Here is a 14,101-nt window from a genome sequence, read left to right as displayed (position 1 = left end):
TGCAAAAATACAAGTTTAGCCTATACAGCAATCAATAAGCCAATTTTGTTCAAAAAGTGCCCGTCTTAGCCTAAGGGCGAATAGATTGCTGGCGCCCAGCCCCATAGTATCGCGGCGAAAATTCTCAAGTCGTGGATTCTCGTATGTCTGAGCAGAACGCCAAGAACAGCTATCTTGCGCAACGGAAGCCAAGATCCGAGTTTGCAACTCGCGAAGAATATCTGGAGCACGAACTGCAAGTCATGGCGCCGCGTCGCTGGCGACCAAACCTCCCGTTCAGGGATTACAACTTCGAGTGGGAAGACTGGGTGCCGGCCATGGCCGCGACCATCGGCAAGGTGGTCATGGTGGCTGCAATTGTGGCCGCGTTCGCGACGCCGCTCGGGTTGTCGAAAGAATTTATCACCGAAAACGTGCGCTTCGAGCTGGTCATTGCCGCCGTTCTGTTCGTTATCCTGATTTCCGGTTTTTTGAACCCCAGAGCAAACCTGGCCGGTACTCACGGGCCATTGATCGCCATGATCCCGCTGATTGTGGCCGCCGGCGGTCACCCGATGGCACTGGGTATCATGATTGGTGTTCTGGGCTTTATTCTCGGTATTACCAAGGGTGGTAGTCTTCTGACCAAACTCACCAGTAACGGTGTGGCCGGTGGTTTGCTGCTTTACCTGGGCTTTATCGGTGTGACCAGCCAGGTCGAGCGCCTGTTTACCTGGGCGGAAGGCTTCGGGCACGGCTATGTTGCCTTCGTGGTTCTGCTGCTGACGATCGTCATGTATGCGTGGCTGGAGCACATCAGCAAGCGCTGGCTGGCGGTACCGCTGGGCTGTTTGCTGGCTGGGGTGGTGGCTTTTGCCCTGGGCGCGCCCTTTGAGTTCACCACCGAGCCAGGCTTCCCGATTGTTGATCCGACCTACTGGTGGGGTGAAGACACCGGTTGGCAGCTGGGGCTGCCGGACTTTCAGGCTTTCCTCGCGGTAGCGCCGTTTGCCGTTCTGGCCGTGGCCATGTGGTCGCCGGATTTCCTGGGGCACCAGGTGTTCCAGCGTCTGAACTACCCTAAGAATTCCGAGCGGGTCATCATGAACATTGACGACACCATGATTGGCGCTTCCGCCCGTCAGGTGGTCGGTACCGCCCTGGGTGGTGCCAACATTGCCTCCTCCTGGGGAACTTACATGGTGCCGGCTGCGATCGCCAAACGCCCGATTCCCGGTGGCGCAATCTTCACCGGTATCCTGTGTCTGGTCACCGCGCTGCTGGGCTTCCCCATGGATCTGGCGGTCTGGCCGCCGGTGCTGAGCGTGGCCCTGATCGTCGGTGTGTTCCTGCCGCTGCTGGAAGCCGGCATGCAGATGACCCGCAAGGGCAAGACCACCGAATCGGCGGCCGTGGTCATCTTTGCCTCTTCCATGGTGAACCCGGTATTCGGCTGGTCTCTGACCGTACTGCTGGACAACCTGGGCCTGATTGGCTGCAAGGAGCGTGGCAAAGAGCTGGGCCATACCGGTCGCTGGATTATCCCGGGCATTGTGTTTGGTGTGCTGTGCGTGATCATGCTGGCGATTGGCATGTTCCCGGGCATCGAGCCGATGGTGGAAGCGTTCCGCGTCGAATAAACCTGCCTTTCAGCCGGCGGGCACCATGCCCGCTGGCTGACTGCTTCTGGTATCCTGTTGCACCCCATTCAACAGTCGGAGCAGTCAATGCCTTCTCTGGATTCCCTCGTTATTGAAACCGGTCCCAACCCGGAAGCCTCGGTTGTCTGGCTTCATGGCCTGGGTGCCAATGGCCACGATTTCGAACCGGTGGTACCGGAACTGGCGTTTGCCAAAAAACGCGCGGTTCGTTTTATCTTCCCTCACGCACCGGATTTGCCGGTTACCATTAATGGCGGCATGCGCATGCCAGCCTGGTATGACATTCTGGCCATGAGCATCAACCGTGAAGTGGATGAAAAACAGCTGCGGGTGTCTGCTGACGCGGTGCGGGAGCTGGTGGAGCAGGAAATCGAGCGGGGCGTGCCTTCCGATAAGATTCTGGTTGGCGGTTTTTCCCAGGGCGGGGCCGTGGCCTACGAAATGGCTCTGAGTTTTGAGCAACCGCTGGCGGGGTTGTTCGCGTTGTCCACATACTATGCCACGGCCGGCAGCGTTCATCGTTCAGAAGCCAACCGGAACCTGCCCGTATTCGTCGCCCATGGCACCCGCGATCCCATGGTGCCGGAGGCACTGGGTCAGCAGGCTGTGGAGATTCTGCAGCAACAGGGTTACCAGCCCGAATACCACCGCTACGGCATGGAGCATAGCCTGTGCCTGGAAGAGGTGCGGGACCTGGATGCTTTTTGTCAGCGCTGTTTAGGCTGAGGCGCTGTCCAGGTAATCGGCGGTTTCCTTGCTGAAAAAACAGAACCGATTCTTGCCATTCTGTTTGGCCTGATACATGGCCATGTCGGCCTGGCGGATAAGAATGTCGGCATCCACTTCCTTGTCCAGGGAAGACAGGCTGACGCCGATGCTGGCAGATACCCCGGCATGTCCCTGGCTCAGGGTGACAGGGCAGCACAGGGAAGTTAGCAGTCGCTCCAGAACGGGCCTGCAGTTTTCCTTGCGGGCGAGGTCCGGCAGCAGGATGACAAACTCATCGCCGCCCAGTCGCGCAACGGTGTCGCAGTCCCGGAGGGTCTGCTGCATGCGGTCGGACAGCACCTTGAGCAGCTCGTCGCCGGCACTGTGGCCATAGGTGTCGTTCACTTCCTTGAACCCGTCCAGATCCAGGAACACCACCGCCAGCAAGGTCTGGTTGCGGCGCGCCACGGTGATGGCGTGGCGCAGTCGTTCGGTTAACAGAAGCCGGTTGGGAAGGCCGGTCAGCCCGTCGTAGTGGGCAATCATCCGAAGCCTGTCCTCGTTCTGTTTCAGGCTGGAAACATCGGCCACCAGGGTGACAAAGTGCTGCACCCGGCCAACATGGTCACGGGCGGCGGCAATGGTCATCAGTGAGGGAAAGCTGGTGCCATTCTTACAGGGCATCTCGAATTCGCCATTCCAGACGCCATCCCGTCGCAGCGAATCCAGGATGCTGTTGAAAAAGGCCTGGTCGTGTTTTTCCGGGATCAGTGAGTCGTAACGGTGACCGGTCAGTTCGCTGCGGTGGTAGCCGGTGAGCGCGGTAAAGGCCCGGTTGGCATCCAGGATGATGCCATCCACGCTGGTCAGGATGATCCCTTCGCGGGCATATTTGAATACCCCGGCGGCCATGGACAGTTGCTCCTGAGCTTCCTTGTCTGTGCTGATGTCCTGATGTGTGCCGTACATCACCAGCGGCTCGCCCTGATCAGACCAGGTCATGACGCAGCCGCGATCAATCACCCATACCCAGTGGCCCTGCTTGTGGCGCATGCGTACTTCGCATTCGTAGTAATCCAGTTCGCCCTGAAAGTGTTTTTGCAGCTGTTCGCTACTTAGTTTCAGGTCCTCCGGGTGGGTCAGCTTTTCCCAGGTGTGGATGGACACCGGCTCCAGTTCGGCCAGCGTGTAACCGACAATTTCCGCCCAGCGTTCATTGAAAATGGTCTCCCCGGTGGCGACGTTCCACTCCCAGGTACCTGTCCGGGTGCCGGTGATGGTATTTTCAAGGCGTAACTGCTGGACTTTCTGTTTGGCCCGGGCGTTTTTGATGGACTCCAGCATGGTGTTGATGGTTTGGCTTAAAATCTGCACCTCCTGATACTTGAAGCGCGGCAGGGGTCTGAGAGGGATGCCCTCGTCATCGGAGTGTTTCAGCGCCGAGCCGATGTGCTGTATGGAGCGCAGAAAATAACGTCGCAGAACGAAAATCAGCAAAAACGTCAGAACCGCCGCAAACAGTACGCTGATGATGATTTCTTCAATCAGAAGGGCTTGGAGCTTGCGCAGCAGCGGTTCGTTCGAGGCGTAAACCGAAACAGACCCCAGGGGGTCGCCATTGCTGCCGGTGATTGGCAGGGTGTCGGAGTAAAAGGCCTGGTCCAGCCGCTGGGTCATTTGCGGGTCGGTGTGATCAAAGCCTGTGTAATCGCCGGCGTCAGTAATGATCTGTCCGGAAATGTAGTGCTCGTCCCCCAGAATTTCCCCCATTTTCCGATTCCGGACAACGACTGCAAAATGATTTTCCAGGGCGGTTTCAGTGGCCACCAGTTGCTCGTAATCATTGATGGCGTAGGCCTCCATGAACGGGCCAATGTTGGTGCTCAGCCGCTGCAGGCTGTGTTCGACGCTTTGGTGCATGTTGTTGAGCAATTCCGCACGCTGAATCTTGTAGAGGTACAGGCCATGCAGCGTAAACACCAACACAATCAGGGCAATCAGGGCGATGGTAATACGCAACAGCAGGGATGGCGGGTTGCGGGCACTGTTGTGCTGGCTTGGGATCATTCAGCTGCCTCCTGACCCAGCACATTGCGCTGGATAATGGGCAGCAGAGTGTTCAGATTACGGTTTGATACTGCCAGCACACCCACCTGCTGTTGTGGGTCGACTGTCTCACCCTGAAAATGCCGATCCAGTGATCGGACTGCCAATCGACCCATCAGAAAAGGTTGCTGCATACCGGCGCCTACCAGGGCACCGGTTTCAATCATCTCAATAAATTCCGGTTCTGCATCGAAACAGATCAACAGTATTTCGTCGCTTTTCCCGGCATCGTTGATAGCATCCAGAGCCGCCTGGTAGCGGTTCGATCCCTGCAGCCAGACTGCCCGCAGGTCGGGGTGCCTGGCTATCAGGCCGCTGGTGTAATCGTAGGTTTCCCGGTAGGAAAAATCGGACTGCTGATGGATGTCCGCAACCTTGATGCGGTGCTCGGCCAGTGCGTCCAGAAACCCGCGGGTTCTGGCCTTGCCGTTGTCCCGGCTTTGGGGAATGGCGACAATTCCTACGCGGCCTTGCTGCCAGCCCTTGTTCTTGAGCCGTTTGGCCAGAATCCGCCCCAGATCAAAGGCACCCTGATAATTGTCGGACTGGATATAGCTTAAATAGTTGTCTGTATCGGCGCCAATATCCGCTACCACGACTGGTACTTCGGCCTGGCCCGCCAGTTTCAGGATGGTCACCGCGGCTGACGAATTGGTGGGCGAGAGAATGATACCATCCACCTCCTGCTTCAGGACGGTAGCAGTATTTTGCAGCTCGGTTTTGGCACGGTTGTCGGCGCTGAACACCTTCACTGAATAACCGAGTTCGCCGGCCTGGGCCTGAATACCACGCGCCATGATGTCCCAGAATGGGATACGCTTGTCTGAAACGAGGTAGGCCAGTTGTCTGGATTCAGCGTGTGCCTGGCCAATAAACAGGCTGGCAACGAATAACACGAAGACGACTGCGGCTTGGTAAGCCGACTTCCCTGTTTTCATGATCGAGTAACCGGTGCAGGTAGTTTCACGAGCTTCAAGCATATGTTTATGCCTGCATTATTGCCAAAATGCAACAATGTAAGGTCCTGCTAAACAATTTTCGTTATCCCCGTTACCAACCGACTTTTATAGAACCGGAGATGCTCATGAAGACGCTACTGCAAGTCGACTTTCCCTTCACAGGCCCGTTCGGCGATGACATGGCCGAGGCGATGAAAGAGCTGGCCGAATCCATCACCCGTGAGCCGGGTTTTATCTGGAAAATCTGGACCGAGAACCCCGAAACCAATGAAGCCGGCGGAATTTACCTGTTCGAGGACGAAACGAGCGCGCGGGCCTATCTGGCCATGCACACCGACAGGCTCAAGAGCTTTGGCGTGCCGGAAGTGAATGGCAAGGTATTCCAGGTGAACGAAGCGCTGTCTGCGATTGATTTCGGCCCGGTTTCAGCCAACCACTGATCGGCGGGGCTGAAACTGTTGTAAAGCCGAAGGATATCGCCGGGAGACTCACCGGCCCCTTCTTTCAGCGACTGTAATCCACATAATCCTTGGGCGGCTCGATGTGGTCGCCCCATACTTCTTCCACTTCTGCCTGCTCTTTTTTCTCTTCGTACTCTTCGAGCATCTGCTGAATGCGGCTGCGCTGAAGTGCTTCATGGAATTCCGCCTGGCGACGCTCCTCACGCAGGGATTTGAGCAATGAAGCGGCCATGAAGATCATCAGAACCATAAACGGCAGCGCTGCCACAATGGAGATGGTTTGCAGCGCTTCCAGCCCACCACTTAACAGCAATACGCCTGCCACCAGTACCTGCACCACGCCCCACAGCACCCGCATGAGTGGTTTCGGGGTGATGGTGCCATGACTGGTGAACATGCCCAGCACGAAGGTGGCGGAGTTGGCCGAGGTAATCACGAACAGGATGATCAGCAGCAGCACCAGCGGGCCGGTGATCTCGTGGAAGGGCAGGAATTCCAGCATATGGAACAGCCCGGAGCTGATCTCCTGGCTGACCGAGGCGGCAATACCGCCGTCTTCAAAGATTTCGTAAAACAGCGCCGAGCCGCCGAAGGTGGAAAACCAGACGATACTCAGCAGTACCGGCATGCCAATCACACCCAGGATAAACTCGCGAATGGTCCGGCCCCGGGAAATGCGGGCAATGAAACTGCCAACAAATGGCGCCCAGGACAGCCCCCAGGCCCAGTAGAAGATGGTCCAGCGCTCGACCCAATCCTCGCCGGTGTAGGGTGTCATCACCAGGCTCATGCCGATCATGTTGCTGAAGTATTCACCGATGCCATTGGTCATGGCGGCGGTGATGAAATCGGTGGGGCCGATGGCGAACACGAACACCAGCAGTGCTGCCGCCAGGACCATATTGGCGTCGCTGACGTAGCGCACGCCACTTTCCAGTGGCATCAGCGAGCAGGCCAGAAAGATGAGCGAGACGCCGCCCAGAATGGCCAGTTGCTGGGTGCTGCCGAAACCGACATCGGCCACTGAGCCCAGGCCACTGTTGATCTGGATAATGCCCAGCCCAAGTGTGGTGGCAACGCCAAAGACAGTGGAGACGACAGCCAGCACGTTAATGCCATGCCCGATAGGGCCGTCGATACGGTTTCCGAGGGTGGCCCGGAAGGCTTCGCTGATCATGCCGGGCCGTTGCCGGCGGAAGCGCACATAGGCAATGGCCAGCCCCACCAGCGCGAAGTTGGCCCATTGATGGAAGCCCCAGTGGAATAGTGAATACCGCATGCCCAGGCTGGCGGCGTCTGGCGTTTGGGGCTCGGCCAGTCCCAGCGGCGGCTGGTTGTAGTGGGTCATGGGTTCGGCCACGCCCCAGAACACCAGGCCCACCCCCATGCCGGCGGAGAAAATCATGCCCAGCCAGGCAGGGTAGGGGAACTCGGGGCTTTCGCCATCCGCCCCCAGACGAATGTGGCCGTAATCCGACAGGCCCACGCCAATGCAGAACAACAAAAAACCGGTGGTGACGAACAGGTACAGCCAGCCGAAATGATCGGTGGTAAAGCCGAGGGCTGTTGAGGCGGTGGAGGAGAGCTGTTCAGGGTAAAGCGCACCCACGGCGACAAACCCGATGAGTATAAGCAGTGAAGAATAGAATACCGCTCCGGGCCGCTTCTCCATTATTTCGTCCTCTTTTACAGGTTGGTCGCAGTTTGGGTGAGCGGGATACTGCGTGACCGGTTCGCTCTAATGCAAGGGCCTGGTGGGTGAAACCGCAAACACCCGGGCCGGTGAATGTCAGGGATGTTTACATAATTGGCCTGAGTTTGCAGTGGGTGAGATCAAGAAGCGTATATAGCTTCTTGTTTGTTCGTTATTTCCGTGTGATTGGTCCAGCTCCTGCTCAGCATGGCTCACCAGGGTGACAGTGTTGCTCCCTGTTGCATTGTTCTCAAAGGAGAAAGAGACATGGCCATGAAACGCTCAAAATCTATTCTGTATTCCTCCCTGGCCCTCGCGGTTGCAGGGCTTTCAAGTGGCACGGCTTCAGCCGCGCAGATTACTGGCTGGAACCTGGACAATGTGCTGGTATCCGGCCCGGACAGTGATGGCGTGTACTACAGCGATGTCTACGACAAGGCTCCGGTAGACAGTGCCGCCAGCACCAACGGATACATCAAGTATGACCTGGTGGAAGGGGCGGAGCCCGGGCTCAAGGTGGTGAATGATGCGCCGTTGTAGGCATCCGGAAACCCGGTGGACAACTGCATTATGGCGGCCGGCGATGCCACCTGTAATGGCCCGTTTCAGAGCGGCAAGCGTTTCAAGCTTGACCAGACCAGTGCCGGCGCCATCGACCTGGTGTTTGACCTGAGCGGAGAACCGTTTGCCGAGGGCAATGACGGCCTGTACCGGGTGTTCCAGAAATATGGTAACGCCACCGACAGCCTGCTGAGCGGCTTTACCATGAGCCTGGGCTTTGGCATTGGCGACGCCTTTACCCAGTCCACGACGGGAGATGGGTTGGGCTTTGTCGACTTTGGTGAAGACCCCGGAAATAACGAGTTCAGCTCGCTGTTTGCCCAGGGCCTGTTTGGCACGGATGAGCGGCGCGACCGGCTGACGGGGTATTTCAGCCCGGATAGGAGCGGGTTCGCACTCGACCTGGTGAGTGAGGACTTTTTCCAGACCACCGGCCTGTTCGGCGGTGAATATGGCTATGAGGGCCTGTTCGGTGACTGGATGTCGTACTCCATGGCCCCGGACGGCTATTTTCTGGACGATGATGGTGACCCACTCACCGACGCGATATTAATGGCGCATTTCGATGCCTCTTCCGGCCAGTGGATTATGAACCGTGGTATCGATGCCGCAGGAGAAATCGTCAGTCTGGCATTCGGTAATGACGGCACCAGATACGAAAGCATTGCTGATGTGGAAGCCGCGATTCAGTCTCAGGCAAGTGCTGGCGGATTGAGCTTGGCGGTCTGCGCTGATATTCCGGTGCCCGGCGTACCCTGCCTGGCTGGTGTTGATGTCATTGAAGACCTGGGCAAGTTCAACGTAACCAGCTTTATTGATGCCTTCAGCTTTGACTATACAGATCAGAGCTCGTTCACCCTGCGAATCAGCGCGCTGGCCGCAGCTTTGCCGGTGCCTGAGCCGGGGGTGTTTGTGCTGTTGTTGATTGCGTTGGCCGGGCTGGTGGGTCGTCGAGTGCGGGGTAACTGGTACCCCCGGCAGGACTCATAAGTTTATACAGGTACTTGTTTTATATGCTTGTTTATTTTTTTTATCTTGATATATGCCCCCACTTGTACCCCCAAAATGATTTCTGTACACAGGGGCGATTCCCAAAGAGGTATGGTAGCAAGCATTCAAGTGCAAAGTGCAATTAGATCGCGAGGCGATTCACTTGTGGCGATCTGGACCAGTTATGAAGGGCAAAAGATTGGCGTTCTGCCAGTCTTTTGCCCCAGAACTCTATTACAGCATTTTTTTCAGCTGCCCGTAATCCCCTCCGGTGCGAAGCACCAGAGTGATGTCGTTGTCATTCCGGTTTCTGAAGAACCAGCCATGGTTGCCAGTGAAGGCAGCCTCCAGCTTGCCCTCGTCTTCCGGCACGCCCCGACCTTTCTCGTAAGAAATTGACTGACCGCCTCCATCACCATGGGTATCGAAGTTGATCGGACCACCTTCTGATACCCACGAGAACCGGGCTACGGCACCTTCCTCCATGGTGAGCTTGAATTCGGTGCCCTCTCCGGGTGTGAGAACCACACGCACTTCATCCTGCCACTGAGGTTCCGCAATTTCTGGTTCGGACACAGGCGCAGCCTCTGGCTCGGCAGACGCAACCTCTGCTTCAGATGAGGGAGCTGGCTCCTCAACGGCTTCAGCCACGACAGGCTCTTTGACTTCCGGGGCTTCTCGCTCAGTTGAGGATTGAACAGCCACCATCTGGGCAGCCTCGTCAGCAGCAGCCTCTTCGGCGAGCTGCTCCTTGATTTCGCCCATTTCAGTCAGGCCCAAAAGGCGACCTGCGCCGGTTGGGTCCAGGGCATACTCGGCGGGCATGACCACGGTTACCAGCAGAACCAGCGCCACAATTGCGGCAATGATGGTGGAGCGAATCAGCTTGGCAGTGCTGGGCAGTTCTTCACGGTTGGGTATATCTGTGTTGTACATAAAAAATCTCCAGAATCAGGCGACAAAGTAACCGGTGAGCTGATAGCCAAAGAGCAGAAAACCTGCACTCATCATGGCCACGTTGGCGGTGTAGGCATGGCGGAAAAAGCCGTCGGTTTTTCGCCAGAAGCTGATGACAATCAGGATCATGGCCAGGGCGATTAACTGTCCGATTTCCACGCCCACATTGAAGGCGAGGAGGTTCGGAATCAGGCCGTCCGGCGAGATGTCGTATTCGATGATCTTGGTGGACAGGCCAAAGCCATGGAAGAACCCGAAAATCAACGTGGCGGCCTTGGTGTTGGGCTGGAAGCCAAACCACCGCTGATAGGCACCAATGTTGTCCAGCGCCTTGTAGACGATGGACAGGCCGATAATCGCATCAATGAGATAGCTGTTGATGCCGACGTTGAAGTACACGCCCAGCAACATGGTTGTGGAATGCCCCAACGCAAACAAGCTCACGTAGATCGCGATGTGCTTCATTTGATAGAGGAAGAAAATGACACCCAGCAGGAACAGCAGGTGGTCATAGCCGGTGACCATGTGTTTGGCCCCCAGATAGATGAACGCAATAAGGTTTATCCCGGTAATTTCCTGGATGTACCCTTTATCGCCCTGAGCGACTGCATGGGCGAGCGCATCGGTACTCATACCCAGTAAGCCCAGGGTTAGAAATATCCAGAACAGACGACTACCGGTGCCCAGTGGGGACACACTACGGCAACCGCCAAGCAAGCTTGACAACATAAAGACTCCAATCGAAATTATTTTCTCGGGCCGCGTAAGCGGCAAGAATCAAACGAGAAGAGAGGCTTTTGGAGGGCGTTCGAGCCGATAGCGCAAACTGCGGGGAGAACCTCCGGCAAATGGAATGGCCTGCCGGAAAACGGTCGGGCTTTGGGAAACGAATGGAATCCTGAGCTGGTCCACGGTCTCGTGGGTGTGATTGCCAGCATCGTGATGCAGTGAAGGTGACTCTGGTTCTTCGTCGAAATCGTGACTGTGTCCGTGTCCACCATGATTGCCAGCATGGCCATCCGCCTGGAACTCCCAGTCGCCTGCTATCTCGGCCACACCGTGAGAGAATGACTCGCCAATCACCGACAGTGACAGGCCCGCCAATGCGAACAGCATGAGGAGCGTGGGAAGCAGTTTTCTCTGGTGAATGGTCGAAATCATCGATTTAAATCGTCGAGCTTGTGGTTGGATTTCAACGAAAACAGAGGATACCATCCCCCCATGGGGGATAGGAATTAAACATGGTAAATGATCACACGCATCAATCTCACCCGAATATCATCAAACGCCTGAAGCGAGCGAACGGCCATCTTGAAAGCGTGATTGGGATGATTGACCAGGGAAAACCCTGCCTGGAGCTGGCCCAGCAGCTTCACGCCGTTGAAAAGGCCATTCAACAGGCCAAACGCGTGCTAGTACAGGACCACATTGAGCATTGCCTCGATGATGCCATCGGACCGCTGGAGTCAGAGCAACAGCAGCGGGTCGATGAATTCAAGGCAATTGCCCGGTATCTGTGACCTCATTACTTCTCAAAAAGTGCCCTCCCTGCTAATCACACCGGAAAGGCTCCACGGTCACGTGGACCAGGGACTGACAGCGTGCCTGAATGCGCTCCTTATAGACTGTAGGCGACTCGGGCTGATGCGAGACCACTGAGACAATAGCCGCATGAATGTTTGGGCCTATCGCCCACACATGCAGATCACTGACTTTGGCATCGTCGTCTTCGACGGCCTGTTTGACGGTTTCCTCCATGTCCTGATGTTGCTCGTCGAGAAGGACCTTTGAGGTGTCTTTCAGCAGATGCCATGACCAACGGGTTACCAGAATCGCACCGATAATCCCCATCATCGGGTCCATCCAGTTCCATCCGGCATATTTACCCGCCAGAAGAGCAATAATGGCCAGGACTGATGTCAGCGCATCCGCAAGTACATGCAGGTAAGCGGCCCGGCGGTTGTGGTCATGGTGATGATGGTGGTGACCGTGATCATGCCCATGACTTTGACCATGGTCATGACCTGCATCCCCCAGTATCCAAGCTGACACCCCGTTGACCACCAGGCCGATAATGGCCACGAAGATGGCCCCATCGAAGGATATCGGGACGGGCTGGATAAAACGCCTAACGCTCTCTATGACCATGTAGAGCGCGAAGACAGCCAGCAGAATCGCGCCGGTGAAGCCACCCAGCGCATTGACTTTCCCAGTCCCGAAAGAGAATCGGGCGTTGCCTGCGTTTTTCCTGGCATACGCGTACGCAAAGGCGGCAATACCCAGAGCCACCGCGTGCGATCCCATGTGCAGGCCATCGGCCAGCAAAGCCATAGAGCCATAAACGATACCGGCCAGGATCTCCCAGACCATCATCGCCAGCGTCAGGCCCACTACGATGAGTGTTCGGGTTTCGCCAGATCGCTTCAGATCCTGACCGAAGACGTGATTGTGTTGCCAATGGTCGAGTCGTTCATGGTGCATAACAGTGTTCCCGGCAAGGCTGGTGATTGGTATGCCTGAGGGTAGAATCCCTCTTTTGACCTATCCCCCCTGGGGGGATAGCATGGAAATGCTACTGTAGTCATATTTCTACCACAACCTTTCCATTTCTGACGCTGCCACTGGTGGAGCCATGCTTGAGATTCTGAAACACCGAACCTATCGCCATTTGTTCTTGGCCCAGGTGGTTGCATTGCTGGGTACCGGGCTGGCGACGGTGGCCTTGAGTCTGCTGGCGTTCGACCTGGCCGGAGACGAGGCCGGACAGGTCCTCGGCACAGCCATGGCTATCAAGATGGTCGCTTATGTCTTGATAGCCCCGCTGGCATCAGCTCTGGCGGAGAACATACCCCGTCGTGCTCTGCTGGTCTCTCTGGATGTGATTCGAGCAGCGACAGCGCTGGCTTTGCCTTTCGTCACCGAAGTGTGGGAAGTGTACGTGCTAATCGCGGTCCTTCAGTCCGCATCGGCGGCCTTTACACCAACCTTCCAGTCTACTATTCCGGAGACTCTCCCCGATGAAGTCGATTACACCAAGGCGCTGTCGCTTTCCCGATTGGCTTACGATCTGGAAAACCTCATCAGTCCTGCGCTCGCGGCGTTGATTCTGCTTGCCACCAGCTGGCAGGCATTGTTCTCGGGCACGGTAATCGGTTTTATCGCATCAGCCTTGCTCGTGGTGTCCGTTGCGTTGCCCTCCCGGGCCAAATCGGAAAAACGTCGCGGCGTTTATGATCGCGCACGGGCCGGATTCAGAATTTTCTTGGCTACTCCTCGCCTGCGTGGGGTGATGGCGCTGAACCTGGTTGTCAGTCTTGCGGGAGCCATGGTGATCGTGAATACGGTTGTGCTGGTGCAGGGACAATTCGGCCTTACCGACCAGCATACGGCTATGGCTTTTGCCGCGTTTGGTGGCGGTTCCATGTTGGCGGCATTGGCGTTACCAGCTCTACTGAAGCGCTGGCAGGACCGGCAAGTTATGCTAACGGGAGGCGGGATTCTTGTGTTCGGCTTGGTTCTCGCGCTACCGGTGGAATCTCTGGAATGGCTATTACCCGTGTGGGCATGGTTAGGCGTTGGTTTTTCCACCGTTCAAACGCCCATCGGCAGGGTCCTTACGAAGTCTTCCCATGCTGAAGACCGCCCGGCGCTCTTTGCCGCGCAGTTTTCACTATCTCATGCTGGTTGGTTGATTTCATATCCGCTTGCGGGTTGGCTTGGGTCTGTACTGGGTATTCAGGTCACCCTGATTGTATTTTCGGCTATGGCTTTATTTTCCCTAATCCCAGCTTTTCGCCTGTGGCCCGCAGTTGATCCGTCGGAAGTCGTTCACCAGCACAGTGAGTTGGCATTGACCCATCCGCACGTCGCTGATTCGGGGGTTGAACACTCGCACCCATACCAGATTGATGAGTTGCACCCTCGCTGGCCCAGTAAATAGCAGCTCGACTCCTCAGGAATCTAAAGGGGCTGCCCGGAATCAACGCAATTAAATCCGCATAAAGCCCGGGTGTGCGAATTCAAAAA

14 protein-coding genes are annotated in these 14,101 nt (G+C 56.4%); 7 read left to right on the top strand and 7 right to left on the bottom strand.

Features of this window, described 5'->3' with window-relative positions; translation table 11 throughout:
• Window positions 1–143: 143 nt before the first annotated feature.
• Both BMZ63_RS00315 and BMZ63_RS00310 read left to right on the top strand, forming a co-directional pair.
• Complete coding sequence (locus BMZ63_RS00315) at window positions 144–1,619, top strand: DUF3360 family protein (protein WP_091700230.1); 1,476 nt, start codon at window positions 144–146, stop codon at window positions 1,617–1,619.
• Between the two features lie 87 nt (window positions 1,620–1,706).
• Entirely contained in the window at window positions 1,707–2,366 is a 660-nt protein-coding gene (locus BMZ63_RS00310) for an alpha/beta hydrolase (RefSeq protein ID WP_091700228.1), read from the top strand.
• Here the strand turns inward: BMZ63_RS00310 and BMZ63_RS00305 are convergent.
• Window positions 2,358–4,415, bottom strand: a complete 2,058-nt coding sequence (locus BMZ63_RS00305) for a sensor domain-containing protein (RefSeq protein WP_091700226.1) — start codon at window positions 4,413–4,415, stop codon at window positions 2,358–2,360. The two genes, BMZ63_RS00310 and BMZ63_RS00305, sit on opposite strands and share 9 nt — an antisense overlap.
• On the bottom strand, window positions 4,412–5,392 hold the full coding sequence (locus tag BMZ63_RS00300; RefSeq protein WP_091700911.1) for a substrate-binding domain-containing protein: 981 nt from the start codon (window positions 5,390–5,392) through the stop codon (window positions 4,412–4,414). The genes BMZ63_RS00305 and BMZ63_RS00300 overlap by 4 nt, the downstream gene beginning before the upstream one ends.
• Before the next feature lie 146 nt (window positions 5,393–5,538).
• Here BMZ63_RS00300 and BMZ63_RS00295 point away from each other — a divergent pair, with 146 nt between their 5' ends.
• Entirely contained in the window at window positions 5,539–5,853 is a 315-nt protein-coding gene (locus tag BMZ63_RS00295) for a monooxygenase (protein WP_091700224.1), read from the top strand.
• Window positions 5,854–5,917: 64 nt separating this feature from the next.
• Here the strand turns inward: BMZ63_RS00295 and BMZ63_RS00290 are convergent, their stop codons facing one another.
• Window positions 5,918–7,546, bottom strand: a complete 1,629-nt coding sequence (locus BMZ63_RS00290; RefSeq protein WP_091700222.1) for a BCCT family transporter — start codon at window positions 7,544–7,546, stop codon at window positions 5,918–5,920.
• 288 nt (window positions 7,547–7,834) lie between these two features.
• Here BMZ63_RS00290 and BMZ63_RS00285 point away from each other — a divergent pair, with 288 nt between their 5' ends.
• Together BMZ63_RS00285 and BMZ63_RS00280 are read left to right on the top strand one after the other, a co-directional pair.
• Entirely contained in the window at window positions 7,835–8,107 is a 273-nt protein-coding gene (locus BMZ63_RS00285) for a hypothetical protein (RefSeq protein WP_091700220.1), read from the top strand.
• 15 nt (window positions 8,108–8,122) lie between these two features.
• The gene (locus BMZ63_RS00280) at window positions 8,123–9,118 is read left to right on the top strand and encodes a PEP-CTERM sorting domain-containing protein (RefSeq protein WP_091700219.1); all 996 of its coding nucleotides are present in this window, start codon (window positions 8,123–8,125) and stop codon (window positions 9,116–9,118) included.
• Window positions 9,119–9,352: 234 nt separating this feature from the next.
• Here BMZ63_RS00280 and BMZ63_RS00275 read toward each other — a convergent pair whose 3' ends face one another.
• The 3 genes from BMZ63_RS00275 to BMZ63_RS00265 are packed head-to-tail and all read right to left on the bottom strand — an operon-like array spanning window position 9,353 to window position 11,236.
• On the bottom strand, window positions 9,353–10,054 hold the full coding sequence (locus BMZ63_RS00275) for a hypothetical protein (protein WP_091700217.1): 702 nt from the start codon (window positions 10,052–10,054) through the stop codon (window positions 9,353–9,355).
• 15 nt (window positions 10,055–10,069) lie between these two features.
• Window positions 10,070–10,804 (bottom strand): HupE/UreJ family protein, encoded by a 735-nt coding sequence (locus BMZ63_RS00270; RefSeq protein WP_177186999.1) that lies wholly within the window; start codon window positions 10,802–10,804, stop codon window positions 10,070–10,072.
• Window positions 10,805–10,852: 48 nt separating this feature from the next.
• Window positions 10,853–11,236: a hypothetical protein gene (locus BMZ63_RS00265; protein WP_091700905.1), complete on the bottom strand. Its 384-nt coding sequence runs from the start codon at window positions 11,234–11,236 to the stop codon at window positions 10,853–10,855.
• An 80-nt stretch (window positions 11,237–11,316) separates the two neighbouring features.
• Between BMZ63_RS00265 and BMZ63_RS00260 the strand changes: the two genes are divergently transcribed.
• Window positions 11,317–11,595: a metal-sensing transcriptional repressor gene (locus BMZ63_RS00260; RefSeq protein WP_091700215.1), complete on the top strand. Its 279-nt coding sequence runs from the start codon at window positions 11,317–11,319 to the stop codon at window positions 11,593–11,595.
• A gap of 31 nt (window positions 11,596–11,626) precedes the next feature.
• Here the strand turns inward: BMZ63_RS00260 and dmeF are convergent, their stop codons facing one another.
• Window positions 11,627–12,556, bottom strand: a complete 930-nt coding sequence (dmeF, locus tag BMZ63_RS00255) for a CDF family Co(II)/Ni(II) efflux transporter DmeF (RefSeq protein ID WP_091700213.1) — start codon at window positions 12,554–12,556, stop codon at window positions 11,627–11,629.
• A gap of 151 nt (window positions 12,557–12,707) precedes the next feature.
• Here dmeF and BMZ63_RS00250 point away from each other — a divergent pair, with 151 nt between their 5' ends.
• Complete coding sequence (locus BMZ63_RS00250; RefSeq protein WP_091700211.1) at window positions 12,708–14,015, top strand: MFS transporter; 1,308 nt, start codon at window positions 12,708–12,710, stop codon at window positions 14,013–14,015.
• Window positions 14,016–14,101 lie beyond the last annotated feature (86 nt).

The sequence above is a fragment of the Marinobacter persicus genome (assembly GCF_900114155.1).
Classification (GTDB): domain Bacteria; phylum Pseudomonadota; class Gammaproteobacteria; order Pseudomonadales; family Oleiphilaceae; genus Marinobacter; species Marinobacter persicus.
The sequence above is the reverse complement of the archived record's forward strand: the minus strand, read 5'-3'. Positions and strand labels throughout refer to the sequence as shown.